A 25,575-nucleotide genomic window follows, 5' to 3' on the forward strand; every position below is an offset into this window, starting at 1 on the left:
GAGCCATGGTGAACACGGCGTACGACACGGCAGGGCAGACCCCCGCCGCGAGCCCCTGGGCCGCGGTGGGGGTCTCCGCGTTCGACGAGCTGCTGTACCAGGCCATCCTCAACCAACCCGACGCCGGCGCGGCCGGCTGGGCGTTGCTGACCGGCGCCTCCCCGGCCCGGGTCCGTGAGGCCTGCAACCGTCTGCTCACGCTCGGACTGCTGCAACCACCGGACTCCATGGGCGGGTTACGGGCCGTCGACCCCCGGGTGGCGATCCGCGCGCTCATCAGGCGGCGCGAGACGGAGTCCGAGCTGCTGGCCGCCAACGCCGAGGAGATGGCGACCGCGTACGAGGCGGGGCTGCTGCGCGAGGAACCGTCCCGGCTGGTCGAGGTGGCCTCCGGCGAGGGCGCCATCGCGGCACGCCTGGAGGAGATGTACGCGCGCGCGGAGCACGAGGTGTGCCTTTTCGACACACCGCCGTATCTCGCCCCGGCCGGTCCGCAGGTGGACCTCCAGGCCGATCTGCTCAGCCGCGGGATCGTCTCTCGTGGGATCTACTCGGCGACCGGCCTGGAGGATCCGAAGGTCCTGTCCCGCGCCTTCAGGATGGTCGAACTCGGCGAGCAGGCTCGGGTGTTGCCGTCCGTGCCTCTCAAGCTGCTGGTGGTCGACGGATGCCGGGCGCTGCTGCCGCTGACCGCCTCCGCGGCCGGCGGCTACTGTGCCGTCGTGGTGTGGCACTCGGCGGTGACCGAGGCCCTGCAGAAGCTCTTCGAACTGGCCTGGCGGCAGGCTGCGCCGCTGGGGCAGGCGGTCGACGACGGTGGGCTCTCCGAGAGCGAGAGGACGTTGACCCGGCTGCTGGCGGCCGGAATGAAGGACGAGGCGGTGGCTCGCCATCTGGGAGTGAGTCTGCGGACCCTGCGGCGGCGGGTGAGCGAGCTGCAGGAGCGGCTGGGTGCGGCGAGCAGATTCCAGCTGGGGATGCGGGCTTCGCAACGGGGCTGGGTGTAGCGGTACAGGCCCCGTCCCGGCTGGACCGGCCGCGCGCGGGAAGGCCGCCAGGGCCTGTGTGACGTCGCGATCAATCTTGCCGATCCGGATCCGTCCGGAAGGCGGAGTCGGTATGAAGACGGTCGTGACGCGTGGGCAACTCACCACGCTCTCGCCATCCCCGACCAGGCCGAAGCCGACTGTCCCCTGTCGGTATCCGCCCGTACGGGACCTGACCCAGCTGATTGCAGCCGCGCTACAGTAGCGTGCCCGCATGCCTTCTGATGATGTGCACGTTGTGCTTGTAGTCCCGACCAGTTGGAATTGGTATTTCGAGCCGGACAGGAAATGTTCGATCGCCTGGTACGCGGAAAGAGCCCTGCAGATTGCGGATCAGTTTCATCCGGGGCAAGGCGTGGATGTATTCCTCATACGGTGAATCGAAGGAACCGGAGGAGTCGAGGGAGCCGGATCGGTCGGACGCCGGCACCGAGGTGATCCGGACGCGGCTGGAGCGGAGTTCGCTGTCCGAGTGGATCGGTGACTGGGCGGTCAGGCCGAACATGGGACGGGGGCTTTTCGAGGATCACGGCCCCGCCAGCAAGGTGGAGGAACGGCTCGGCGTCGGGGACACGCCCTGGTACGGGCGGCCGTTGCCGGCGGTGCGTGCGGTCGGTGAGTGGAATGCCGGGTACGAGGGCACGACGCTCGTGATCTTCTGGCTGGACAGGATGACCCAGGCCGAGGAGATGGCGCGGTTCATCGGCCGGTACGACGCCTCACGCACGTTCTGGCAGTTCTTCGGGGATCCCGATGACGTCCACTACTCGTTCTGGAAAAGGCAGGGGCTGCATCAGGGCAAGGTGTTGCCCCAGCTCCGATTCCACTTCGGCCTGCGATGGAGCAGGCGAGCCATCCTCCGAGGGTTCTCGCGCTGGACGAAGGACGTCTGACCGCACGGGCCGGGCCCCGTACGGGACCCGGCGAGCGGGAGCGACGTGGGTCGCGGGTGACGCGGGCTGCGGGCGGTGCGGGCTACGAGCGGCGCCCGCCGTGTGCCTGCCCTGCCTCCGTCCGGCCCCGTTCCTTGAATGCCTCCAGCAGCCGTGCCGCGATCAACCACCGCAGACACCGGCGCGGCCGGCAGCAAGCCAGCCACCGGGCCCCGCCGTCGCGCCTGGGGTGGCCCGTCTGGCTCGCGCTTCTGTGTCCCGCCCGAGGAAGCCCCGGTCGGCGCAGCCGAGTTCGACAAGCACACGCGTCACTACCGCCGTGAAGTGAAGGACACCGACGGCAGGCCCCGTCGCTCGATCAGCTCCTCAGGGCGTCCACGGCCCGAGCATGTTCTTCATCGCATCCGTCATCGCGAACTGCAGCAGCGGGCCGTAGGTGATCCGGCCGACGCCCAGGCGGCGGAAGCGTTCAAGATCGTGCCTGACGGGATGGGCCGTGGAGTTCACGGGAACGGCGACGGCGCCAGTCACCGCCGAGAGCAGGTCGTCGTCGTCCTGAATGCCCACCGGGTAGACGCTGTCGGCGCCGGCCTGCTCCATGGCTCGCAGTCGCTCGATAGCCTCCTCGAGGACGCCGGAAGCGTCCTTCGCGTGCAGGAAGAGGTCGGTGCGCCCGTTCACCCAGACCGGAACTCCGGCGTCGTCAGCCGCCGCACGCAGGCCGGCGATGTAGCTCGCGTGCTCCTGTGTGCTGCGCACACGGCCGCCGTCCGAGTGGACGGTGTCCTCGATGTTGAGACCGGCGCCGCCGACCTCGATGAGCCCGGCGACGAGATCCGCGGGCTTCTGTCCGTATCCGGCCTCCAGGTCCACGGACACGGGGACGTCGACCGCCGCGATGATAGGCCTGACTGCGGTGAGTACTTCCTCGAAGGTCTGCCCCTCGTGGTCGTCGGCTCCCCGGGAGTCGGCGAGCGGATGACTGCCGACTGTCAGCGCGGGGAACCCGACGGCGGCTGCCGTCCGCGCGGACCAGACGTCCCAGACGGTCGGCAGCACGAGCGGCTTGTACTCGGCGTGCAGCTGCTTGAGTCGTTGAGCGCGCTCAACAGTGGTGCGAAAGTCCATGTCAAGGACGCTACACCTCGATTGCCACAAATAACGTGGCGGAGGGGCGCCGCCCAGTGACGGAAAGTTGCAGCCTGGTTCCTTTCTGACTGAGGGCGGTCTCACCAGTGGCTTCGCCGAGCTGCCGTGCCACTCCTCGATGATCGGGTCGGCGGGTTCCAGCGAGGCGGCGCCCTCGACGTGTACGGCCCACGTACCCGCGAGCTCCCAGGAGATCGAGATCAGAGCTGTTCCTGCGCGGAAGGAATGATCACCCTCCGCCTTGGCTGGCTGGCTGGCTGGCAGAGCGTGAGCGAGGCTGGAAGACCGTCGCGCAGTCGATCCCGGGGAGCGCGGGCCGGCCGTTCCTGCCGATGTGTCTCGTGGCGCCGTGGTGGGGGGACGTTGCCGCTCGGACGGCCGAAGAACTCCGGGCGGCCGCCGACGAGTACCGGCAGGACCTGCCAGACCTCGACCGCCGACGCGACCGCGCTGCCCGGGCGCTCGGCCTCGACCCGGCCGAACTGCCGTCCGAGACCACGGTTTTGGCCCGGCTCGTGGAGCTTTCCCGGGGACCGGTGGCCGCGGCCTGTCTTGTCCTCGGGAGCGAAGGCGATCCGCTCGACCCCCTCTTCGGCGCTGCCGCCCACGGCGGCGGCCTCGACGACAGATTCGTCACCGAGGCCGCCGCAGACAAAGCACGCCGCGCACGGCCACTCCGCATCCCAGGCCACCCGTGACCGCCCCGACGGGGCGGTCACGGCCACCGCTGCACCGTGTCGGTGGGCAGGTGAGCCGGTGCGCGTACTGGACCTCACGGCCCGAGGTAGCAGGAACCGCGAGCACGATCCCGTCGTCAGGCCGGTCCGCAGATGCGGCGTCGGCCGGCGTGGGTGGGAGCGCCGGGCTTCGGGGACCGCGGGTGACCGGGAGCCGCGACGCGTCAGCAGTAGTCGAGCAGGCTGTAGACGTTGTCCCAGCCCCACTGGTCGAGGTAGACCTCGCTGACGTAGACGTTGCGGTTGCCGCTGTCGTCGTCCGTGAGCAGCCAGAAGCGGCTCCGGCGCCCATTGTCGGAGTAGTAGACGCCTTCCTTGATGCAGTAGAAGTAGTTCGATCCCGCGTACAGCCACCCCGCGTGAGTGGAGTCGTAGTAGTCCGGGGCCCAGTGCGTCCATTGATCGACCACCGTGTTGAGGTACACCTTGGGGTACGTGGCGGCTTTGGCCGCCGTTGCGGATGTCTGAACCGAAGCGGCCGCCGCTGTGCCGGAATCCGCTGTTGCGGCATGCCCCACGCCTGCCGTACCCATCACCAGGCCGGCCGCGAGCAGACCTCCAAGAAGGCGGCCCGTCATACGAGTTCGCACCTGAAATCTCCCTGTTCCCGAAGGGCTCTGTCAGTCCGGGACCCTACGGCGCGCACGGTCGGCTGCCTTCTGGCAGCTGCCGGGTTGTGGTGCCGCCCTCCGGCTGGTAGGGCCGTGACGCACAGTTGACTGCCGAGCCTGCTACGCCGCGGGTCCTGCTTGCGGCATCGCGGACTCGCCGATGGTGAACGCTTTCGAAGCGCTGCGATCCGGGCGCGTCACCGCTGTGCCCGGGGTCCACCGCCGACTCCTCGACATCTGTCTCCCCCTCAACGGCACCCCCGGGGCCGCCGTGGTCCCGAAACAGCGCAAGGCCCGCCGAGAGTACGCGGGGGAGGGGGGCCACGCGGTGTGGGTGCGTTGCTGGTGGAGGAGTTCGTCGAGGGTGACGGTGCGGAAGGAATGGAGGCGTCGGATCTGCTGGGAGGCGAGGAAGCAGGTGACGCCGCGCATCTCCTGGTCGCTGGCTCCGGCCTCGCGGGCGTCGAAGAGGCGCTGGGCGTAGGCCGGGGGAGGTGGACGGTGAGCCGGCGGAAGGGTCCGTCGTCGGTGGCGCCGATCGGCGCGGTGCAGCCGAACCGGGCCCGTGTCTCCACAGTATGCCGCGCGTGGTGGCGGCCTGCTTCTGCCGGCGTTTGCGGACCTGGGGCTGCCAGCGCTGCCCGCCGAGCGTCTCCCGGGCCTGTTCCTGCAGAGCGGTGAACTCCGGGCCGTCGTCCGCGCAGACGAGTCCGGGGTCGGGAGCCGATGCCGAAGGGAATCGTGCAGATGAGTCAGGGGTGACGGGCCCTCGTTTGGCCGGTCAGGACCCTTCCCTTCACGCCAGACTCCTGGAGAGGGACGCCCCGGTGGGGGCGCGCGTATGGGTGATACGGGGTGGGCGTGACCGAGCGCGGTAGGGCCGACCGTGCCGCTGCGGGTGGGACGGGGCTGGATGTGAGGGACCAGGGCGTCCAGCGAGCAGGCGCGGCGACGGGGGACCGGCCGGGTGGGCGACAGGACAGCGGTGAGCAGTGGCGAGTCGACGGGCCGTTGCGTGGGGTGCCGCGGCACGTGGCCTGTGTGATGGACGGCAACGGCCGTTGGGCTCAGCGGCGCTCCCTTCCCCGGACGGCGGGACATCGGGCTGCGGAGACCACCGTCATCGACATCATCGAGGCGGCCAGGGCGGCCGGCGTCGAGTGGCTCAGCTTGTACGCCTTCTCCACCGAGAACTGGAACCGTCCTGGTTCCGAGGTCGACTACCTGATGCGTCTGGTCCGCCGGGTTGTGCGCAAGCACGCGCCGCTGCTGCTCGCTCGCGGCATCCGCTGCCGCTTCCTCGGGGCTGCGGACCCGCGCATCCCACGTGAGCTGGCTCAGGATTTCGAGGATCTGGCGACGCTGACCGCCGACAGCCGTGGGATGACGCTGACCGTCGCCTTCGACCACGGCGGACGCCGGGACATCGTGGAGGCCGCCAGGTCGCTGATCCGAAGCGGGACGCCCGCCGAGGAGGTGACCGAGCGGCTCTTCGCGGACCATCTGCCGTTCCCCGACACCCCCGACGTGGACCTCGTCATCCGCACCTCCGGCGAGCAGCGCATCTCGAACTTCATGCTCTGGCAGGTCGCCTACGCCGAGTGGGTCTTTCCCGAGGCGCTCTGGCCGGACTTCCGGGCCCCGGACTTCCTTGCCTGTCTGCACACCTACCGGCGCCGTGACCGCCGCTTCGGCGGCGTGCCGCCCCAGACGAACGGAGACCCGTCATGACGACTGGAACCACCACAACGGCCGACGATGTACCTCTGTTCGGGCCGGAGTCGCAGTTCCGCGCCTTCTTCGACGACCCGCGCTGGGCGCTGGCCATGATCCGCGCCACCGTACTGGAGGCCGCCCACCCGCAGATCGGTGCCGCCCTCGCCGACAACTCCACCTTCGTCGCCCACCCCTGGCGCCGACTGCGCAACACCTTCCTCAGCATGCGGCGCATGTTCGACGCCGATCCGGCGGTACGCGAACGGGAGGCCGCCCGCCTCAACAGGCTGCACGCCCGCATGAGCGGCTCCGACGCCCGCGGCCGCGTTTACGACGCCATGGACCGCGCGACCCGCGCCTGGGTGGTCGCCGCCCTCTTCGAGAGCGCTGTCACCATGTGCCGACTGAGCGGCCAGCCGCTCGACCAGGACACCATGGAGCGCATGTACGCCGAGTACCGCGCGTTCCTCGCAGCGCTCGACGGTGACGCCGGAGAACTCCCCGACGACCTGAACGACTTCTGGCGGTACTTCGACAGGGTCGTCGAGGAGGAGCTGGAGAACACCGAGGCGGCCCGCGTCATCCTCTACCGGCTCTTCGACCACCTGCCCGCCCCCGCGCTGCTCGCCGGCGCGCCGACACTGTGGGCGGCGGGCCGGGCCGTCGTCGGTCCGCTTCTCGGCGCGATCACCGTCGCCTCGCTCCCCGAGCCCTACCGGCGCAGGGCCGGCCTGCCCGAGATGCCTGGCGCGCCGACCCTCATGCAGGGCGCCTACCTGGCCGCCGGGCTCACCCGATTCCTGCCCGAGGGCTGGATCGACGCCGAAACCGTCATCGAGACTCTCTCCCACTCACCCGACAGCGATGACCCCCGCGCCAGGACCGTGGCCGCGCTGCGTGCCCGCATGAAGCGGGCCTCGGCCCTGCTCCGCCTCCTCACACCACTGAGTGATGAGACCGGCCCCGACCCGGTCCCGGCCGCCTCGCGGGTCGCGGGAGAAGGCCGGCGCTCGGCGGAGGAGTTCTTCCGTCAGGTGCTGGACCAGACCGGCGACGGCCACCTTGACTGGCCTGACCTCGCCGCCATGGCACGCGAACTGGCCACCCGCCTCGACCTGGACGAACCTGAGGAGACCCGCCTCTACGACGCCTTCGCCGCCTGGTGGCGCGAACTCCAGGCCACCCTCGACACGGACGGCGACGGCCGCGTCAGCGCCGACGAGTACGCTGCCGCCGTCCCCTCCCTCGCCGGTCCCGCGCTCATCCGCGTCGCTGAGGTGCTCTTCGACGCCACCGACAAGGACGGCAGTGGGACCATCGACGCGGACGAGCACCGGGCGCTCTTCCGCACCGCCTTCCATCGCGACCTCACCATCACCGACGGCACCTACGGCCGCAGCGCCTTCGTGGGCGACTTCCTTTCCTTCATGGCAGGCCGTCGCACGAACACCCCGTATGACCCCCTCCTCGCCGACGCCTAGCAAATCCTTGGGGCGTGCCGTCACTGGGTACCGGCACTCCGCCCGCGGAACACGGCGGCCGAACGCGCGCCGACAGTCGGGGTTCGGAGCGGGCCACTCCCTCGGGAACTCGGGGGTGGCCGGGGTGGCTAGTGTCGTGCCCGGAAATGGTTCATCGTGTCGCGGCGCCCGGCACGTCACTAGTCGACCCACAAAGCCCTGACCGCACCACACGGGCCTCGACCCGGACTCCTGCGGACAGGGACTGTGGGAGTGGGACTCGACGCCACGTAGGCAGGCAATCTCCGGAATCCCAGCAGCACGCGGTGGCGGTAGCCCTCCGGCCGGCCGCCCCACCCGTCCAGTCATGCCGGCATGGGCAGCAACGGCCGGATGACCTGTCATTTGGGGATTCGGGCCATGCCGCAGCCGAGGACTGCCCGGATGGTCACCTGGGCCTGAGGCTGGGCCGCGCTTCAGCGAGGCAGCAGGACGTCGACCTGCCTGCGGATGTCCTGCACGATCTCCTCGACGCTCAAGGCGATGTTCACGCTCGCCGCCATGCTGAGGAACATCACGGCGGACACGATGTGTGCCAGCGTCGCGGCGTCGCCCTCTGCGACCCGCTCGTCTCGGCGCAGCACGGCGGCGACGGCCTCCTCGGTCTGCGCGACGATGGCCAGTGCCGCGCCGTGCCGGGGCTCCTCGGGGTCGCCGAAGACCATCTCTCGCAGGTAGGTGCGTCCGTTGTCGATCTGGATGCGGTTGCACTCGACGATCGGCCGGACGATCGCCAGCACCGCGTCCAGCACGCCGGGGACGGTCTCGGCGTCCGCCCGGCCCTGCTCAAGTGCTTCGACGTACTTGGCGTTCTGCACGAGCAGGAGGAGTTCGCCCTTGGTCTTGGCGTAGAGGAACAGGGTCCCGGTGCCGATGTCGGCCTTGTCGGCGATCTGCTGGGTCGTGACCTCATCGATGCCGTGTTCGGCGAACAGCTCAGTGGCGGCGGCGACAATGCGGTCGAACTTCTCCTGCTTGTTCCGCTCGCGCCGTCCGACCGACTGGGAGGTGACAGACATGGGTGGTGTCCTCGTGCGTTCTGTGTCGCCCGTCGCGGTTGCGGCGGGTCAGCTGTGGCCGATGACGGCCTTGCCGCGGATGCCGCCCTGGGACAGGGACTGCAGCGCCTGCGGGGTCTGGTCGAAGCCGACCACCTTTCCCACGACCGGACGCACCACGCCCTCGTCGATGAGGGTGGTGATCTGGCGGAGCTGGTCGCCGCTGGCGCGCATGAGCATGAACTCATACGTCACGCCGAGCTTCTTCGCCTGCTTGCGGATCTTGCGGCTCAGGGCGGCGACCCCCAGGCGCAGCAGCGGGTTGAGGCCGGCCTCGCGCGCGAAAGTGGGCTCCGGGGGACCGGCGATCTCGATGGCTTTGCCGCCGGGCTTGAGCACCCGCAGGGACTTCTCGAGAGTCTCCCCACCGAGGCTGTCCAGCACCAGGTCGTAGCCGGTCAGGAGCTGCTCGAAGTCCTGGGTGCGGTAATCGATCACCGTGTCCGCGCCGAGCGCGCGCACGAAGTCCGCGTTGGAAGCGCCGGCGGTCGTGGCGACGCTCGCGCCGAGGTGCGCGGCGAGCTGGATCGCGATTGAACCGACCCCGCCGGCGCCTGCGTGGATGAGGACCTTCTGCCCGGGCCGCACCTTCCCGCGCTCCACCAGCGCCTGCCACGCCGTGAGCGCCACCAGCGGCAGTGAGCCGGCCTCATTCATGCTGATCGAGGCGGGCTTGAGCGCCAGGTCGCCCTCCGCGACGGCGATGCGCTCGGCGAACGTGCCGATGCGGTCCTGGTCGGGCCGGGCGTAGACCTCGTCTCCGGGCTTGAAGCCGCGAACCGCCGCCCCGACGCTGATGACAGTGCCCGCGACGTCGTTGCCCAGGATCAGCGGCAGCTTGTAGGGCAGGATCTGCTTCAACTCACCGGCGCGGATCTTCTCATCCAGCTGATTGAGTCCGGCGGCCTCCACCCGGACGAGCACGTCGTGCTCCCCCACGGTGGGCTCGGGGACGTCCGCCTCCTGCAGCGGCTCCTTGTACTTGGTGATGACGAACGCTCGCATGAGGCGCCTCTCCTTTTTGTCTTCATCCTGTTTATCCAGGCGTGAGGCCAGATCGGCCAATTCGGCGTGGCATGGGGCCTCGCCTCACTCACTCAACCCGAGTTTACTCAATTATGAGTCTGCTCAGAATTATTCCCAACCGAGGGCGTCCTGGGTCCGCAACGCGCCCTCCCCGGTGCCACATACCGGCCGCGAGCACCCGCTGGCGGCAGCAGGCCCCGGCCACCACCGAAGACACCCCTCCGGCGCGAGCCGCAGCCCTGCCTCCGGCCCCCGTGCGAGCCGCCGCCCCGGCCGTCACCGAAGCACCCCGCGAGCCGCAGCCCCGCCCCCTCCGAAGCCCCGAGCCGCAGTTCCGTCCTGTCCGGCCGTGCCCGCAGGTCCGCCCCGTCCCGTTCGGCCGCGCCCGGAACCCTGGGACCGGTCGGTCCCGGGGTTCCAGTCCCGCTCCACCTGCCCGCAGCCGACCCGGCCGGGGCGGCCGGCGTCAGGCGACGCTCAGGACGATCTTCCCGGTGGTGCGGCCCTGCTCGCCGATCTCGTGCGCCTTCGCGGCCTCGGCCAGCGGGACGACGGTCTCGACCACGGGCGTGAGCGCGCCCCGCTCGGCCAGGGCGGCGATCTCGCGCAGACCCAGGTGGTCGGGCTCGACCAGCATCCACACCGCCCGCACGTGGCCGGGGACGTCTGCGGGGACGTCGTCGGGGCCGGGCAGGGTGATCAGCCGGCCGCCCGGGCGCAGCACCGTCAGGGACCGCTCGGCGTTCTGGCCGCCGAGCCCGTCCAGCACCACGTCCACGTCCCCGACGGCGTCCTCGAAGCGGACCGTGCGGTAGTCGATCACCTCGTCCGCGCCCAGCTGCCGCAGCAGGTCGTGCTTGCCGGCGCTGGCCGTGCCGATGACGTACGCGCCGCGGGCCTTGGCGATCTGCACGGCCAGGTGGCCGACCCCGCCGGCCGCCGCGTGCACCAGCACCCGCTCACCGGCGCGCACCCCGGCGGTGTCCACCAGGGCCTGCCAGGCGGTCAGCGCGGCCAGCGGCAGCGCCGCCGCCTGCACGTGGGTGAGGTTCGCCGGCTTGGGCGCGAGGTGGCGGGCCGGGGCGACGACGTACTCGGCGTAGGCGCCCGCCTGCCGCGGGAACAGCGGCATGCCGTACACCTCGTCCCCGGGGCGGAACATCCCAACGCCCGGTCCGACGGCCTCCACGGTGCCGGAGACGTCCCAGCCGACCGCCGGGACCTTGCCCCACTCGATCAGGGCCCCGCTGGCCCGGGTCTTGAAGTCCACCGGGTTCACACCGGCCGCGTGGACCCGCACCAGGACCTCGTTCAGTCCCGGCTCGGGCCGGGCGACCTCACGCTCCACAAGCACCTCCGGTCCGCCCCACTGCTCCACGACCACCGCACGCATGCTGTCCGCCTCACTCTTGCCGTCTTGATACCGGCCGCCCGGGCCCTTCCCGGCGCGACGCAGTCCACGATCCGGCACCCGCCCCCACCATGGTGTTGGCCGTCAGGCCACTATGTGACAGGATCTGGCCATGAGCGAGATGCAGTGGCCGTGCACCGACCCCCGCCCCGACCCGAGCGCCGACGCGGCCGGGCGGCACCGCATCGCCGTCCTCGCCCTGCCCGGCGTCCCGCCCTTCGAACTCGGCATCCCCTCCCGCGTCTTCGGCAGCGTCCTGGACGCCGGCTCACGCCCGCTGTACGAGGTCACCGTCTGCACCGCCGACGGCGCCCCGGTCCTCAGCGACGCCGGGTTCACCGTGCAGCCCGCGGCCGGTCCCGAGGCCCTGGCCGCCGCGGACACCGTGATCGTCCCGCCCACGCACGCCATGCCCGAGCTGGGCCGCGGCGGCCCGCTGCCGCCCGAGGTCACCGCGGCCATCGCCGGCATCCGGCCCGGCACCCGCCTGGTGTCCATCTGCACCGGCTCCTACGTCCTGGCCGCCGCGGGCCTCCTCGACGGCCGGCCCGCCACCACCCACTGGAACCTCGCCCCCGAGTTCCGCCGCGCCTACCCCCGCGTCAAGGTCGACGAGGAGGTCCTCTTCGTCGACGACGGCGACGTCCTGACCTCCGCGGGCGTCGCCGCCGGCATCGACCTGTGCCTGCACATGATCCGCCGCGACCACGGCGCCGCCGCCGCCAACCGCGCCGCCCGCGCGTGCGTCGTCCCGCCCTGGCGGGACGGCGGCCAGGCCCAGTACATCGACCGGCCGGTGCCCGAACCCACCGTCGCCACCACCACCGCCACCCGCGCCTGGGCCCTGGAACACCTCGGCGAACCCCTCTCCCTGAACCGCCTGGCCGAACACGCCCGGATGAGCCTGCGCTCCTTCACCCGCCGCTTCCGCGACGAGGTCGGCATGACCCCCGTGCAGTGGCTCACCGCGCAACGCCTGGAACTGGCCAAGCAGTTGCTGGAGACCACCGACCTGTCCATCGACCTGGTCGCCCACCGCTGTGGCTTCGGCTCCGCCAACTCCCTGCGCGCCCACATGCGCACCGCCTTCGGTGTCTCACCCGCCTCCTACCGCCGCACCTTCCATACCGACGACCTGGTGGAAGCGGGCGTCTGAGGACACATCAGCGCCGCACGTACCCGCTCCGCGGGCCGGCCGGGATACGCCTGATCATCCGCTGCCGGTGCCCCCTCCGGCGGAGGCCAGCAGCATCATCGCCCGCCGGTAGCGCACCGAACTCGTGCTGCCCCGGCGCACGATCTGCTGCAGCTTCTGCCCCTCGTGGTCGGTCAGTCTGCGCACACGGACGGGCTCGGCCACCGCGCCTCCAGCGGTCGGATCGGTTGTCACCTCACATGCAACCGCCACGACCGCCGACCCGGCGAACCTATGCGGTCACAGCACTAGCTGCTCCAGGGCAGGCGGACGGCTTCGATCTCGAGGTCCGCGAGCAGCGCTTCAACAAGCGGGCGGGGGCCGCAGACTTTGGTGGCCCGTAGGTCGTAGTCGGTGCAGATGACCCAGGAGCGGTTCGCGGCCCACAGGTTGGACGGGGTGGACAGGATGTCCGGGTGGTCGAAGAGGGACTGGGCGTCACCCAGGCGGCCGGAGCGGACGTGCCCCTTTTCGAAGTCGCGCGTGATGATCGGGTTGTAGTACGCCAGGCAAGCGGTGTCAGCTCCCTGGGGGCTGTGCAGGGTGAGGAACCGGATCAGCTGTCCCATGCCGGCCGGTCGAGACTGCCCTCGGCGGGCCCTTCGATGGAGCCCGGCTGGATGTCCGACCCCTTCATTGCCAGGCGAACTCCCTGACCAGCTGTGATTGTGCGTTCTGCAGCACCCATGGGCCCACCAGCCTCACCCTCTGATACCGCGTCGACGTACTCGCTGCGCCGACATACCGGGGCTGTCGCTAGGGGTTCGGGCACGTCTCGGCGGGCTGGTGGAGGCTCGGGGGCGTCAGTCTTCCGAGGTGGTGTCCACGCCTGCGTATTCGTAGATCCAGCCTGCAGAAGTGTGGGGCTCGAACTGCCAGGTAGGTGTATCTGGCGGCGGGGCTCCAGGGTCCTGGTGCTCGACCGGGACGGCCTCTAAAGCCTGCAGGCGGCAGTCCTGCCTGGTCTAGCTGGACGGTTCTGGTCCGTCCGTGGAAGGGGCCGCTGACGATCTCGATGCCGACGGTGTTGTTGACGGTTTCGCCCGCGAGCCAGCGACGGATGAGTGCCAGTTGCCCGGAATTCTCGTCCCCCCATGGCCGTAGCCGACCATGGGCTCGGGCGGAGGGCAAGCAGGTCTCAAGTCGCTCGGACGGCTTGGGGTTCGTAGAACACCCGCGCATCATCGCCGCATCGTTCCCCGACCACCACGTGCTTCACTGCGCGCCATGACGCCGCGTTATCGAGGTGCAGCCAGGCGGGTGCTGGTACACACTTCTCCACCGTGGAAATCATGATGGAGTTGTGTTCATCTTGAACGTGCAGGTCACGGGGGTGGCATGGGTGGGTGAGGTCATGCTCGTGCTGGTCGGCGGCGGTTGTCTGCGGTGAAGAGCGTCGGTCAGCGGGCGATCTCGTGCCAGTTGACGACCATCAGCGCGCGGACGAGCCGGGTTGCCCTTGAAAAGGGATTAGTTCTTCAGGTGTGCGAAGGCGTGTTCGCAGACGGCTCGTTCTGCGGCGATCAGCTGGTTGACCTGCTTCTTCGCGGGCGGGAGCTTCTTGGGCGTGGTCATCTGGTGGTCTTCCGGTTCCGAAGGGCTGCCGCGGTGAAGCGCGTCATTCCTCGGCCGGGGTGGAGGCTCGGGGAAGGCGTAGCTGGAAGCATGCTCCGAGGGGCCGGGGGGTGAGGGTGAGGGTGCCTCGGTGACGGTGGGCCAGGTCGCGGGCGATGGCGAGGCCCAGGCCGGTGCCGCCGTGGTCGCGGGAGCGGGCGTCGTCGAGCCGGACGAAGCGTTCGAAGATGCGCTCGGCGTCCTCGGTGGGCACGCCCGGTCCGTCGTCGTGCACCGTGAGGACGACCCAGGCGTCCTGGTTTCGGATGGTGATCTGGATGCGGTGTGCGGCGTGGCGGGCGGCGTTGTCGATGAGGTTGCGCAGCAGTCGTTCGTATTCGTCCGGGTTTCCGCGTGCGTGTGCGGGGGCGGTGCTGTCGCAGGTGAGGGTCAACGGCCGTTCGGTGAGGGGGTATTGCTCGGTCAGCCGGGAGGCGAGGGCTGTCAGGTCGACGGTTTCGGGGCCGGCTATGAGGGTGCGGGTGTCGAGGCGGGCCAGGAGCAGCAGGTCTTCGGCGAGGGCCTGGAGGCGGCGGGTCTGTCGTGCGGCGGTGGTGGCCGCGGCGGGCCAGTCGGTGCGTTCCGGGTAGGCGAGCGCGACTTCCAGGCTGGCCAGCAGTGTGGTGAGGGGGCTGCGTAGTTCGTGGGCGGCGTCCGCGACGAAGCGGCGTTGCTGGGCGGCGGCGTCGTCGAGGCGCTGGAGGGTGCTGTTGATGGTGGTGGCCAGGGCGGTGATCTCGTGTCCCGTGGCGGGGACGGTGACGCGTTCGCGGGGGTCGCTCGCGGTGACCGAGGCGGTGAGGACGCGGATGGCTTCGACCGGCCGCAGCGCGATTCGGACGGCGAAGTAGGCGGCGGCGGCGATCAGTACGAGGCTCACGAGCCCGGCCCGCAGCAGCAGGAGGTCGGTGGTCTCGGTGATTGCCTCGGCTGTGTGCGGGAGCACCACCACATATACCCGCAGGTTGGCGTCGGCGGTGACGCCCAGAGCAGCGGCTTTGTCATCGCCCAGAACATCGGCCGGGATATTGGCCGTGATGACCTGATTGGTCCCGCCGGCCACAGAGGATTTGTCATGGGGGTCGTAGTCGGGGTTCGCAGGCAGGCGAACGGTAGTAATGAGCTCGGCCCTCAAGGCTTTCGGCGGGGCGGGCATCACGTGGTGGGTGCCGGGAGTGAAGTCGTCCATGCCTCCGCCGTAGGCGACAGCGGTGCGCCGACCGGTCGCGACGACCTCGTACGGCACAGTGCTTATGGAGTCAGGAATGACACCCTGTTGCAACTTGTCGCAGAGAGACCAGAGTTGTTCCTTGGCTTGGTCTTCGGCGATCTGCGTGCTCTGGCGGTAGACGTCGTGGTGCAGCCACCAGCCGATGCCGACCAGGATGACGGCGGCGGCCGAGGCAGCGGCCAAGGCCGCGCGGGCCCGTACCGAACGCGGCCACCAACGGCGCCGCGGCTCAGTCGCGTTCACGGTCGTCCACCAGCCGGTAACCGGTACCCCGTACGGTCTGCAGGGACCGTCGGCCGAACGCGGAGTCCACCTTCTTGCGCAGTGCGCTGACGCGTGCCTCCACCAGGTTGGGATCCAGGGCTTCCTCGGGCCACGCGTGATAGAGCAGATCCGATTTGGAGACCGCCTGACCCGCCCGGCGGGCCAGCAGCTCCAGCACGGCGAACTCCCTGGGCGTGAGTTCCACCCGGGCCCCGGCCCGGCGGCAGACCCGGCCGGCGACATCCAACGAGAGGTCGCCCACAGCAAGGACGGGCGGGGCGACCGTGGCGGCCCGTCTGACCAGCGCTCGCAGCCGTGCGACGAGCACCACGTAGGAGAAGGGTTTGGCCAGGTAGTCGTCGGCCCCCGTGTCCAGGGCCTCTGCCTGATCCCACTCCCCGTCCTTGGCGGTGAGTACCAGGATGGGGGTCGCGTTGCCCTCCCGGCGCAACTGGGCGCAGACTTTGTAGCCGTTGAGTCCGGGCAGCATCAAGTCCAGTACGACAAGGGCGTATTCGCCGGTCCGGGCCATCCACAGTCCCTGTCGGCCGTCATGGGCGAGGTCGACGCTGTAGCCCTCGGCGGTCAGACCGGTGTGCAGGGTGTGGGCAAGGTCCACCTCGTCTTCGACCACCAGGATGCGCATGCGGTGCAGCCTCGCACAGCGCCGGCCCGCCTTCCTGATCGGCTGGTCAGGTTGGGTCAGCCTCCGGTCAACGAGGTCCGGGCACGCTGGCGGAGATTCTTCGCCACTGCTGAAAGGCCCTGTCGCCGATGTCCGTTGATGAACGTGTCCCCGTCGCGGCCCAGACGGTTTCCCCTCCTGTGCCCGCCCGTCGACAAACACCGGGCCCGGCCAAGGCCGTTGTCGTCCTCGCGCCCTTGGCACTGACCATCGCTCTGGGGCTCTGGGGTATCCGCAGGAAGAACACCATGTGGGGGGACGAGTCCGTCACCTATCAGCTCGCGCACCGCGATCTTTCGCAGATATGGCTCACCGCCCAGCATGTTGATCTGGTTCATGCCCTCTACTACGCCGTGATGCACGAGATCTTCGGTCTCTTCGGCGGAGGGCTGCTGACGTTGCGGCTGCCGTCCGTGCTGGCGATGTCCGTGGCGGCGAGCGGAGTCGGGCTTCTGGCGCTACGCCTGGCGGGACCCCGTGCCGGGCTGGTGGCCGGGCTGGTGTTTCCGCTCCTTCCCCAGGTACAGAAGTACGCGCAGGAAGGCCGCTCGTATGCCATGGTCTGTGCCCTGCTCACTTGGGCCACCTATGCGCTCGTGGTCAGCGTCCCGCATCGCGCCCGGTGGCGGTGGGCGGTCTATGGCTCCACCATGCTGCTGGCCTGTCTGCTCCATGAGTTCGCGGTCCTCGCCCTGGTTGCACACGGCGTCACACTGGTCGTGTCCCGTGTTCCACGACCGGTGCTGAGGGCGTGGAGTCTGGCTGCCGCGGGCGTTGTGGCCGGGCTGTTGCCGCTGGCAATCTGCAGTGCGGGGCAGTCGGAGCAGGTGTCCTGGATCGGCGGACCGGTGCGGCCTGGTTATTTCCTGGTGGTGGCGGTCGTGGGCGTGGCGTGTGCCCTGGCGCCCCTGAGGGTGAGGGGGCCTGTGCGGCTTTCCGCGCTGGCTGTGCCGATTCTTGCGCTTCCGGGCCTTCTGCTGCTGATCGCCTCACTGGTCAAGCCCCTTTTCGTCGACCGGTATGTGCTCTACAGCAATATCGGAGTCGCCTTGCTGCTGGGTGCCTGGATGGATTACTTCCTCCGGCGGCAGCGGTCTTCCCGCTACGTGTGGATCGCGGCGGTTGCCGTACTGGCCGCGCTCGTCCAGCCGAGCCTTTCGCTGAGGACGCCCCAGAGCCGGAGCAATGACGTCACCGCCATCGGCGCCACCGTACGCAAGGAAGGCCGTCCCGGCGACGGGCTGCTCTATCTCTCCGGCCAGCACCGGATCTTGACTGCGGCCAACCCCGAGGACACCCGTTTCCTGACAGATCTCGCCCTGGCACAGGACCCCGTTTCGTCGAACACACTTGCAGGTGTCGAGTTTCCCGCCCAGGAAATTGCGGCACGCATGCTGGAATTCGACCGGATCGTCGTGGTCCGCGCGGCGGGTACGCACTCGACCAACCCGCAGGAGGAAGCGAAAACAAGCACCCTGCGGCGCCACTTCCGCGCGTACGGAACAACCCACGTCAACGGGGCGCGAGTCACCGTCTATGTCCGAGACCACGACCCGTCTCGGAAGGCCGGTCCTGGGTCCAACAGCCCGAGAGAGAGCGGTGGGGTGATGAGGTGACCGCGACTGGTGCCGGCCGGCCAGCACCACCGCCGTCACGCTGTCCCGACCCGGAAGCCATAGACCTCGGCTTGCCGATCGCTGCTGCCGTGGGAGGCTGCGGCTGTTCTCCGCCGCTGCCCAACTGGGAGGTGCGCAAGCTGAAGTTGCTGGTCACAGGGCTGGTGTGCGTGGGCATCGGGATGCTCGTGCTGGTCGCTGGCAGGTGACTTTGGTGAAGATCGTCGGTCATCGGGCGACTTCGCGGTTCGTGAGGACCAGCAAGGCCCTGACCAGGGAGGTCGCCCAGGAGGGGTCGGGGCGCACCTTGCCGAGGACGCGCCAGTTCTTGAGGTGGGCAAAGCCGTGCTCGACGGGTGCCCGGACGGCCGCCAGTGCCGTGTTGGACAGCTTCTGGCCTCGCGTCAGGGGCCGGTTCCGGGCGGCCTTGTAGCCGGTGATCACCGCCGGTTCGGCGTCGGGGCCGCCGTCGTCGAGGCCGACGAATCCCAGGTCGGCGATGGCGCCGAGCCCGACTTCCCGCAGTTTCCGGGTGAGCTGGTCGTGCCGGCAGGCGGTGATCTCCGAGGTGCGCCCTGGGCGGGCCGCCGAGATCCACAGCAGCCGGCCCCGGTCGTCGGTGAGGGCGATCACGAGCAGGCCGTGGCACTTGTTCTTGCCGGAGTAGTTCTTCCGGTTCTCCTTCCCGGTTCTGCGCCGGGTGCGGACCACCGATCCGTCCAGCAGTACCATGCCGCCACCCATTCGGGCGATCTTCTTCAGGGCCCGGTCCAGGCGTGGGGCGCGGGCGGCGAGCAAGCCGATGACCTCGCGGACCCACCGGGTAACGGTGGTGCGGTGTACTCCGTTGCCGCCGGCCAGGTCGCCGGGCCGCTGGTCACAGCGCAGCACTGCCAGCACGATGGTGGCGATCTTCCCTGCGGGCAGGGCGCGCCACCTGGAGCCGATCTTCTTGAGGTGGCCGCGTATCAGGTCGGCGAGCCAGTTCAGAGTGGCACTCGACAGCGGCAGGCGGGCAGTGTAGACGAGGCCGTCAGGGCCCTCGACGGAACTGTTGTTTTTCTTCACACCAAACTCAACTGCCGTCGAAGAGCCGTCAGTTACGCCCCCGCCCCGCACAGTTATGGGCGTGCGGTGAACTGCCCGTCAGGGCGTTTGTGCAGCCAGCCGCGGTCGGCGAGCTTGGTCATCTTTGCCCGCAGAGGCTCCAGCTTGCCGCGCACCGAGGCGTCCAGGCCCAGCCGCTCGCCGACCGCCCTGACCTGCACCGGGCCGTCGGCCTCCCGCACGATCGCCAGGATCTTGCGGTAGTCGCCGGGCAGCGCGCTCTCGTCGGCCGCGTCGCTGCGGTGCGGGATGAGCAGGACCGCCCGCCCGGCCACCTTCACCGACACCGGAGCGACAGCCCGGGCATCGGCCTGGGCCTGCTCGGCCAGGCGGTTCAACACCCGCTCCGCGATCGCCAGTTCATCCCGCTCGACCTGGACCTCCTGAAGCTGCTTGGCCAACTCCTCGGCGAGAGCGTCCAGTTCGCTCCGGCGGGCCGTGATCCACTGCCGCTCCTGCATCCCCGCGCCCTCCCGCGCTCTCACAGCGTGTCGACCTGCTGACGGATCGTAGGCGGGGGCCGGTCGTGGGCGCAGCCGAACCCGGCATCCTGCCGGAGCCGGACCCGCCCGATGATCTACGCCATGGTCATCGGCCGCCGACCGGCACGAGTACCCAACTCGCCATTCACACCAGACCCGTGACCTGCGACTTCACGATGCACACCGCTCATGGGCGAGCTGCAGCGCCTTCGATCCGAGCCGGGAGCCGAGGACGATCAGCTGCGTCCGTTCCTCGTACGTGTCCGGTTCACCGCCGAGGATCCGGTTCAGGTCATCTCCCATGCGCGTGCGGTGTTGGCGGGCGTGGTCGAGCAGGTCGCTGACTGGCCGGCTTTTGAGCGCTGGCCCCAGCTGCTGCCGGCGTGGTTCATCCAGCGGTGCGCGCCCGAACCCGCGGAGCCGGAGCCTGGAGAGGCCTTCGACGCCGAGGCATGGCTGCGGCAGTGGCGGGCGATGACGCCGGAGCAGAGGGCGGCTGTCGATCAGGGGCCGTGGACGCTCTCGGGATGGCTGTACTACTTCGACCCGACCGAGGAAGGGATGGGTGACGATCGCAGCTGGTGGTGGTGGCACGCGGGAACCGATGAGTCGGGTGGCTGGGTGCAGGTGGCTACCACGGGCTGGCCGTTCGGCAGCGGTTCGCTGTCCTGGCTGATTGAGGCCAGCGGCGGTACGGATCTCGTCTACGGGCCCTGAGGATCGAGCACCGCGCGCGGCGGCACGACCGCGGTAGTGGCTGACACCGCGAGATCACCAGCTACCCCTGGAGTGCTAGAGGTCCCACCAGCCACAGTGCGACAACACCGCCCCTGAACGGGCCGATATCTCCGCCGACAACCCCGCTCTCAGCGGCACGTGCACTCGTGGCCTCGCGCCTGCATCACTGCAGGTCACCACGACATTTTCAGCGTGGTCGGCACCCCGACATCCCCCTCAGCACACCCCAACACCCCAACACCCCGGTCCAGGACCAGAAGAAGGAAGCGGGAAGGGACGGGTGGGTGGGCGCGCGGTCGGGGGATCGGGGCGGCTGGAGGGTGGTTGCGCGTCGGCGGGGCCTCCGCGCACCGCCCCGGAGCGGCCTGAGTCTGACTACCTGTCCCATATCCCCCTGCGGTGCTCCTCCGCCGACGCCGTTCGGGTCCATGTAGCGTCAGCGCCAGGGGGATGAGATGCACTTCGACGAGAACGAACCGCTGTCTGTTCGAGAGGAACGCTTCGCGGCAGAACGAGCTGAAAGCAGAGCGGCACGCAAGGCTGCGTTGCTCGACTTGCGAGGAGCCCACGTCGGCGCAGCCATCGTGACCATCGCCCTGGCCCTCCTCAGCTGGTACGGCAAGCTGCTCGCTCTGGGCGTCATCAGCGGAGTCTTTCTGATCTGGTTCGCCGCAGCTCTCGTATGGGCCTACGCCGACGGCGACCATGGCAGGCACGCACTCCAACGCGCGTACAACGTCACCTTCGGATGGGGCGACGGCTTGTGAGTACCAACGCCAGACCAGAGGGACAAATTTCGACGAGCGACGTCGAACCGGTGGGGCCGCGGTACGCCGACGAACTGACGACCGCCATGGTGTGGGAGATCGGCGACTTCCTGCTTCCTCGACTGGAGCGAGCAGCACGCAATCACCCTTCAGACAGTGAGGAGGCCATCACGGCCTCGGCACTCGCAGAGACAGTAGCCACGTTGATTCTCACCTTGGAGCGGACCATCACCGGCGGAACGCCCGGCCATGTCCGTATTCCGATCGGACTTCCGCAGCCCCCGACGCCTACAGAGGAGGGACGCCGGGCGCGAGCGCTGATGCGGCTGGATCGCCTCCGGGACGATTGGAACCATCTCTGTGTCCTCGCCGGCTACTGGCGCTCGGCACCTGGCTATCACGACTCCCGCTGGCGCAAGCTTGAGTTCCGCGACACCGAACATGAGCGTTGGTACCACCAGCAGCTGTCCTAACCGTCATCTGGAGAGCCGCGTCATCCGACCGTCGCGGCAGGAATGACGCTTGGCTCTCTGTCAGCACCTATTCCTCAACTTGTTCTCTAGAGCCAGACATTCGTTGACCAACAGAGCCACAAGCGGGAACGAAGGACGATGAAGTACATCAACCTGGATGCACAGGTCGACAACATGCGGGGCGTCATATCTCCTGCTCGATATCTGGAACGCCTGCACTCGCTGGCTGACGATCTTTCAGTCGGAGCCCGGCGCTTCGCGACTGCCCCAGAGCACTACGACTTCTCCAGCAAGCGGTGTGCATGAGTCAAGACCTGGTGACATTCCTCCACACACGGCTGGATGAGGAGGCCGACCTGGCCCGGCGCTGCGACGGTGACGGCTGCGGGGAGTGGACCGCTCACGGGCACACGGTCGACTTCTGCCAAGGAGAACTCTCCGGCTTCCATCCCACGATCGCCCTACACGTCGCGCTGCACGACCCGGCTCGCGTCCTGCGGGAGGTCGAGGCCAAACGACGCGTGCTCGCCCGCCATGTGCTCAGCCCTGCCACGGGCGACCCCGAACTACCGTGGGACAACCGCGATGACTGCCAGTACGACGGCGAGACCTGGCCGTGCGATGACCTGCTCGACCTCGCGTCACCTTACGCCGATCACCCTGACTGCCCGCGACGCCCCTGAGACGGAGATCGTTTACGGGACAGCCCTTAGTCGCGATCTGGACTGAAGTCGACTGCCCCGACAAGTCATAGACCAGCAAATCCTCCCCACGCACAGCCCACATCCTCACCAAGATCAAAAGGCAAGCCGAGAGTGGTTCTGTTCACGAGTTCCGACGGCGGATGTGCACGACTTCGGGAGGAGCCCCGCCCGGGCCGTGGTCGATGTTCGCGAGAACGGGAGGCACCTCGTCATCACTCCCGCCGCCTCCCGGGGTGGAGGTAGGTGCCCGCTGGACCGCGCCGACTTCAGCGCGCCTCGTATGGTGGTCTGATGTTCGATCGTCTGGAGATCAGGGTGCTGCCGCCGGGGCCCCGGTTCCCTGCCCAGGTGCGGCTCTGGGTCAACGGCGAGGACGTGGTCGAAGGGGCGGTCTACGAGGGCGGCCGTGGGCCGTTCGCGGCTGACGTACTGCCTGCGGGCCGGCCCAGCCTCCTGCGGGCGACCAGCGAGGCGCGCCGCCTGGAACTGGGCGAACCGGAGTGCACTGGCGGTTGCTGCGGCTTCCTCTCCGTGGTCGTGCAGCGGTTCGGGGACATCGTGCAGTGGTCGGACTGGAAGGTTCCGAACGCCCCCGCGCCCCCGCCGCCAGAGTTCCACTTCGACGCCGGCCAGTACGACGCCGAAGTGACTCGCGCTGAGGCAGACCGGTGGTGGCAGGTCCACACGTAACCCAGCGCGGTGCGATCCTGCCGACTGCGGGCTCCACCGTCGCCGAGTCCTTGGCCAAGAAGCAACGCCCCGCGCCCCGGGGTGCTGTCGAAGCTCGGGTTCTGGCTCAACTTCCGTGGTCTGCGCACGGTGAGCGACGATGTGGCGGTGCGGTCGGCGGCGGGAAGTTGCCTGCCGCTTTGGCGCGGCGGCTAGGCTGCGGAACGTGCTCGTGGCCGCTGCCGTCCTCCCCTGCCTGCCGTTGCTCGCGTTCGAGGCGGATGTGGGCGCGCCTGCGGCACCGGAGCGGCTGCGCGCGGCGTGCGAGGAGGCGGTGGCAGCCGTATTGGCCGAGGATCCCGAGATCGTGGCCGTGGTCGGCCCGAGTGTGCGATCTCTTCTTCACGACGAGGGCGCCCTGGGGAGCTCTCAGGACCTCGAGCTCCCCGTGGGCGTACGGCTCGGGCAGGGCCGGGCCACGGAGGCGCCGGTGAGCGGGCTGCCGATGGCGCTCAGCGTCGGTGCGTGGCTGTTGCAGCAGGCGGGCTGGAGTGGTCCGGTGCGTGCCTGCGAGCTGGACGACGCCCGGAGTTGGCCCACGAACGGCGAGGACGGCGTCAACCTGGCGGGGTGGGCGGACCGCGTCGGACTGCTGGTGATGGGGAACGGTCCGACCCGCGCCGGCGCGGACGGAGCCCGGCGCCCAGACCCGCGGGCCGAGGAGATCGACGCGGGCGTCGCCGCCGCACTGGCCAGCGGTGACGTGGACGGATTCTTCCCGAACATGGACGCGGGCCTTGCTCGTGCGCTGGGGGTATCGGGCCGCTCGCCCTGGCAGCTGCTGGACGGGGCCGACTGGGACCTGACCACCCACCGCCTCCTGTACGCCGAGACCGTGGACGGCGTCAGCTGCTTCGTGGCGACCTGGTCACCCTGAACCGCCGAGCTCGGTAACCCAGCGCTACCGGTCACGAAGGGTGAGTCAGAACACGAATCTCGTGAACATTCCGGCCAGGCCGCGGCCGCCAACTGCCTCCCGAACCGACGTCGAAGTGCTGCCCGTTCTCGTGAACAGAGCCACTGAGAGGGCCTGAGGAGACCGTGGAGGCCCCCGTCACCAAGAGGGGAGCGGGGGCGGGCCGGGATGGCGCAGCGGGGCTTACGGGCCCTCTGGAGCGGTGTCTGAGGCTCCCGTCTCATACAGGGCGCGGGCCTCGGCCACGGCACGCTGCCAGCTGCGCGCCACATCCCCGTGCCCTCGCGCCAGACGCGCAGCCGGCCCCCGACGGGGACCACCTCCCTCGCGCAGCGCGGCCAGCGCCACGCTCACCGCCTGGTCCCGCTGACTCCGGTCGGCGCTGTACCCGCCTTGGCCGTCTCCGGGCCTATGTCCCGCCGCACCCAGTCGGCCCGTGCCGGCCTCCTCCTGCCACGCCGCAGCTCAGGGCGCGTTCAGCCGGTAGGTCTGGCGGCTGTTGTTGCTGGCGCCGGGGCTGTTGATGTTGTTGTTGGTGGTGATGTTGTTGAACATCGGGATGAGGCCGTTGAGGTTGATCGGCAGGATCGAGCCGCCACCGCCTCCGTTGCCGCCGTCGCAGTCGCCTCCGGTGATCGTCGTCTGGTCGCTGTCCGAGACCGTTGCGCCTCCCCCTTGGGTGACCGTGACGGTGTTGGCGACGGAACACGGTGCGTCGGCGGCGACGTCGACGGTGACCTCGAATGTGGTGGAGGCATCGTCGGCGAGACCGAAGCCGTCGCAGTGGAGCGTCGTACCGCTGTTGGTGGCCTCGCAGGCGGACGCGAGGTCGCCTTGGATGTCCGCGACCGTGAGACCCGTGGGCAGGTTGTCCGTGAGCTCCAGCGGCGTGGCCGGCTCGTCGCCGCTGTTGGACACCGTGATGGTGTAGACGCCTTGCCCTCCGCGTGCGAAGTTCCCCGCGTGGCTCTTGTCGACACCCAGGATCGGTTGAGCATGGGCAGGCGTGGCCGAAAGGGCGAAGGGCAGCGCGACGCCCAGCCCCACCACCGTGCAGAGGGCAGACATCCGCCGCCTCAACCCGTGCCTCGTCATCTACGGTTTCTCCTGTCCGTGATGGTCCGCTGCGGTCAGGCTCCGGGAGCGGTGGAGGAGCCGACGTGGGGAATGTACTGACCGGAAATGACCTATTGGTCAGTAAGTCAAAGAGAAATTCCCATTTCACCCGATCGACCCGTTTGTATGCCTGGCATGTCCTGGCGTGCGTTCGCCCCGTCCCCGTCGCTGGGGCTTTCGAGGAAGCCCATTTCGACGCGCACCAAGGCGCGCGGCACGAGCACCTGGCCGGCGTCGAACGCGGGCGGCAGAGCTCGCCGCCGGAGTTGCTGCGGTTGGCCATCCCGATCACGGCCCGCGCCAAGGAGCTCCGGACGCTGCGCGAGGTGGGCAGGGCGATGTCAACGCGGAACTCGCGCGCTCTGACCGCGTACTCGGGCATTTCGGCTGCCCAGTCGAGTCCGAGAGCGGAGTTTGCCGGAGATCAGCTTGGCAGTCCAGCCGCTGGAAGCGGCCCTCCCAACTGCGCGAGTCATCCGGCCGTGTCAGTGGTTTCATCACCTCGTCCGCGTACGGAGCCAACACGATGACCTGCGCGAATCTGCTCATGCCCGAAGTGTCGGCGTACACCGCCCGCCAGAGCCCCTCGCGGCGGTTCTGACGCCTTTGAGCGGGGCCTGGCGGCGCTGACTCAGTACAAAGACCGCACGGGCGCGGTAGGGCATCAGCCGCTCCCACATCGAACGGATCGTGATCGACAGTGAGGAACACGCGATCAAGCTGGGGGTGTGGGTCATGAACCTCAAGGGGCGCAGGGCGAAACTGCCCGCC

24 protein-coding genes and 2 pseudogenes are annotated in these 25,575 nt (G+C 69.4%); 12 read left to right on the forward strand and 14 right to left on the reverse strand.

Translation table 11 applies throughout. The features are described 5' to 3' along the window. The first annotated feature begins 5 nt into the window (after positions 1 to 5). Together OG736_RS43165 and OG736_RS43170 are read left to right on the forward strand one after the other, a co-directional pair. Positions 6 to 1,007 (forward strand): LuxR C-terminal-related transcriptional regulator, encoded by a 1,002-nt coding sequence (locus OG736_RS43165; protein ID WP_327187350.1) that lies wholly within the window; start codon positions 6 to 8, stop codon positions 1,005 to 1,007. A gap of 398 nt (positions 1,008 to 1,405) precedes the next feature. Continuing rightward, positions 1,406 to 1,939 carry a hypothetical protein gene (locus OG736_RS43170; RefSeq protein WP_327187351.1) on the forward strand — a complete coding sequence of 178 codons (534 nt, stop codon included), beginning with the start codon at positions 1,406 to 1,408 and terminating at the stop codon, positions 1,937 to 1,939. Positions 1,940 to 2,305: 366 nt separating this feature from the next. Here OG736_RS43170 and OG736_RS43175 read toward each other — a convergent pair whose 3' ends face one another. The 4 genes and pseudogenes from OG736_RS43175 to tpg all read right to left on the reverse strand — a co-directional run. Continuing rightward, positions 2,306 to 3,067 carry an isocitrate lyase/PEP mutase family protein gene (locus tag OG736_RS43175; RefSeq protein ID WP_327187352.1) on the reverse strand — a complete coding sequence of 254 codons (762 nt, stop codon included), beginning with the start codon at positions 3,065 to 3,067 and terminating at the stop codon, positions 2,306 to 2,308. A 221-nt stretch (positions 3,068 to 3,288) separates the two neighbouring features. Further along, positions 3,289 to 3,813: a hypothetical protein gene (locus OG736_RS43180; RefSeq protein WP_327187893.1), complete on the reverse strand. Its 525-nt coding sequence runs from the start codon at positions 3,811 to 3,813 to the stop codon at positions 3,289 to 3,291. Positions 3,814 to 3,989: 176 nt separating this feature from the next. Further along, the gene (locus OG736_RS43185; RefSeq protein WP_327187353.1) at positions 3,990 to 4,415 is read right to left on the reverse strand and encodes a hypothetical protein; all 426 of its coding nucleotides are present in this window, start codon (positions 4,413 to 4,415) and stop codon (positions 3,990 to 3,992) included. Between the two features lie 441 nt (positions 4,416 to 4,856). Beyond that, a pseudogene (tpg, locus tag OG736_RS43190) lies at positions 4,857 to 5,073 on the reverse strand (telomere-protecting terminal protein Tpg); the annotation flags it as partial. A 374-nt stretch (positions 5,074 to 5,447) separates the two neighbouring features. Between tpg and uppS the strand changes: the two are divergent. Then, on the forward strand, positions 5,448 to 6,167 hold the full coding sequence (uppS, locus tag OG736_RS43195; protein WP_327187868.1) for a polyprenyl diphosphate synthase: 720 nt from the start codon (positions 5,448 to 5,450) through the stop codon (positions 6,165 to 6,167). Next, the gene (locus OG736_RS43200; RefSeq protein ID WP_327187354.1) at positions 6,164 to 7,633 is read left to right on the forward strand and encodes an oxygenase MpaB family protein; all 1,470 of its coding nucleotides are present in this window, start codon (positions 6,164 to 6,166) and stop codon (positions 7,631 to 7,633) included. Before uppS ends, OG736_RS43200 begins: the two co-directional genes overlap by 4 nt. A 455-nt stretch (positions 7,634 to 8,088) precedes the next feature. On the opposite strand, the gene OG736_RS43205 is transcribed toward OG736_RS43200, so the two are convergent. The 3 genes from OG736_RS43205 to OG736_RS43215 form a co-directional block, all read right to left on the reverse strand. Then, complete coding sequence (locus tag OG736_RS43205) at positions 8,089 to 8,691, reverse strand: TetR/AcrR family transcriptional regulator (protein ID WP_327187355.1); 603 nt, start codon at positions 8,689 to 8,691, stop codon at positions 8,089 to 8,091. A gap of 48 nt (positions 8,692 to 8,739) precedes the next feature. Next, positions 8,740 to 9,735, reverse strand: a complete 996-nt coding sequence (locus tag OG736_RS43210; protein WP_327187869.1) for an NADP-dependent oxidoreductase — start codon at positions 9,733 to 9,735, stop codon at positions 8,740 to 8,742. Positions 9,736 to 10,222: 487 nt separating this feature from the next. Continuing rightward, positions 10,223 to 11,149: an NADP-dependent oxidoreductase gene (locus OG736_RS43215; protein WP_327187356.1), complete on the reverse strand. Its 927-nt coding sequence runs from the start codon at positions 11,147 to 11,149 to the stop codon at positions 10,223 to 10,225. Between the two features lie 130 nt (positions 11,150 to 11,279). Here OG736_RS43215 and OG736_RS43220 point away from each other — a divergent pair, with 130 nt between their 5' ends. Then, positions 11,280 to 12,323, forward strand: a complete 1,044-nt coding sequence (locus tag OG736_RS43220; RefSeq protein ID WP_383241701.1) for a GlxA family transcriptional regulator — start codon at positions 11,280 to 11,282, stop codon at positions 12,321 to 12,323. A 72-nt stretch (positions 12,324 to 12,395) separates the two neighbouring features. On the opposite strand, the pseudogene OG736_RS43225 reads toward OG736_RS43220, so the two are convergent. From OG736_RS43225 to OG736_RS43240, 4 genes and pseudogenes are all read right to left on the reverse strand, one after another. Further along, positions 12,396 to 12,527: pseudogene (locus OG736_RS43225) on the reverse strand (IS630 family transposase); the annotation flags it as partial. A gap of 83 nt (positions 12,528 to 12,610) precedes the next feature. Continuing rightward, entirely contained in the window at positions 12,611 to 12,931 is a 321-nt protein-coding gene (locus tag OG736_RS43230) for a hypothetical protein (protein WP_327187357.1), read from the reverse strand. A 1,049-nt stretch (positions 12,932 to 13,980) separates the two neighbouring features. After that, entirely contained in the window at positions 13,981 to 15,450 is a 1,470-nt protein-coding gene (locus tag OG736_RS43235) for a sensor histidine kinase (RefSeq protein ID WP_327187358.1), read from the reverse strand. Further along, positions 15,437 to 16,117: a response regulator transcription factor gene (locus OG736_RS43240; RefSeq protein ID WP_327187359.1), complete on the reverse strand. Its 681-nt coding sequence runs from the start codon at positions 16,115 to 16,117 to the stop codon at positions 15,437 to 15,439. The genes OG736_RS43235 and OG736_RS43240 overlap by 14 nt, the downstream gene beginning before the upstream one ends. A gap of 128 nt (positions 16,118 to 16,245) precedes the next feature. Here OG736_RS43240 and OG736_RS43245 point away from each other — a divergent pair, with 128 nt between their 5' ends. Next, positions 16,246 to 17,772 carry a glycosyltransferase family 39 protein gene (locus OG736_RS43245; protein WP_327187360.1) on the forward strand — a complete coding sequence of 509 codons (1,527 nt, stop codon included), beginning with the start codon at positions 16,246 to 16,248 and terminating at the stop codon, positions 17,770 to 17,772. A 228-nt stretch (positions 17,773 to 18,000) separates the two neighbouring features. Here the strand turns inward: OG736_RS43245 and OG736_RS43250 are convergent, their stop codons facing one another. Both OG736_RS43250 and OG736_RS43255 read right to left on the reverse strand, forming a co-directional pair. Next, positions 18,001 to 18,840 (reverse strand): transposase family protein, encoded by an 840-nt coding sequence (locus tag OG736_RS43250; protein WP_327187361.1) that lies wholly within the window; start codon positions 18,838 to 18,840, stop codon positions 18,001 to 18,003. 53 nt (positions 18,841 to 18,893) lie between these two features. Further along, positions 18,894 to 19,340 carry a hypothetical protein gene (locus OG736_RS43255; protein WP_327187362.1) on the reverse strand — a complete coding sequence of 149 codons (447 nt, stop codon included), beginning with the start codon at positions 19,338 to 19,340 and terminating at the stop codon, positions 18,894 to 18,896. A gap of 210 nt (positions 19,341 to 19,550) precedes the next feature. On the opposite strand from OG736_RS43255, the gene OG736_RS43260 reads away from it, so the two are divergent. The 6 genes from OG736_RS43260 to OG736_RS43285 all read left to right on the forward strand — a co-directional run bounded on the left by OG736_RS43260 (position 19,551) and on the right by OG736_RS43285 (position 23,649). Then, positions 19,551 to 20,078 (forward strand): hypothetical protein, encoded by a 528-nt coding sequence (locus OG736_RS43260; protein ID WP_327187363.1) that lies wholly within the window; start codon positions 19,551 to 19,553, stop codon positions 20,076 to 20,078. A 476-nt stretch (positions 20,079 to 20,554) separates the two neighbouring features. Continuing rightward, positions 20,555 to 20,866 carry a hypothetical protein gene (locus OG736_RS43265; RefSeq protein WP_327187364.1) on the forward strand — a complete coding sequence of 104 codons (312 nt, stop codon included), beginning with the start codon at positions 20,555 to 20,557 and terminating at the stop codon, positions 20,864 to 20,866. Further along, positions 20,863 to 21,339 (forward strand): hypothetical protein, encoded by a 477-nt coding sequence (locus OG736_RS43270; protein ID WP_327187365.1) that lies wholly within the window; start codon positions 20,863 to 20,865, stop codon positions 21,337 to 21,339. The genes OG736_RS43265 and OG736_RS43270 overlap by 4 nt, the downstream gene beginning before the upstream one ends. A gap of 317 nt (positions 21,340 to 21,656) precedes the next feature. Then, entirely contained in the window at positions 21,657 to 22,022 is a 366-nt protein-coding gene (locus OG736_RS43275; RefSeq protein ID WP_327187366.1) for a DUF6221 family protein, read from the forward strand. Positions 22,023 to 22,334: 312 nt separating this feature from the next. Continuing rightward, positions 22,335 to 22,733 (forward strand): hypothetical protein, encoded by a 399-nt coding sequence (locus tag OG736_RS43280; RefSeq protein WP_327187367.1) that lies wholly within the window; start codon positions 22,335 to 22,337, stop codon positions 22,731 to 22,733. Between the two features lie 205 nt (positions 22,734 to 22,938). Next, positions 22,939 to 23,649 carry a class III extradiol ring-cleavage dioxygenase family protein gene (locus OG736_RS43285; protein ID WP_327187368.1) on the forward strand — a complete coding sequence of 237 codons (711 nt, stop codon included), beginning with the start codon at positions 22,939 to 22,941 and terminating at the stop codon, positions 23,647 to 23,649. Positions 23,650 to 24,153: 504 nt separating this feature from the next. On the opposite strand, the gene OG736_RS43290 is transcribed toward OG736_RS43285, so the two are convergent. Continuing rightward, a complete protein-coding gene (locus OG736_RS43290) occupies positions 24,154 to 24,756 on the reverse strand; it encodes a DUF7933 domain-containing protein (protein WP_327187369.1) in 603 nt (200 codons plus the stop codon). Between the last annotated feature and the right edge of the window lie 819 nt (positions 24,757 to 25,575).

Source organism: Streptomyces sp. NBC_01334, assembly GCF_035983595.1.
GTDB classification, from domain to species: Bacteria; Actinomycetota; Actinomycetes; order Streptomycetales; family Streptomycetaceae; genus Streptomyces; species Streptomyces coriariae.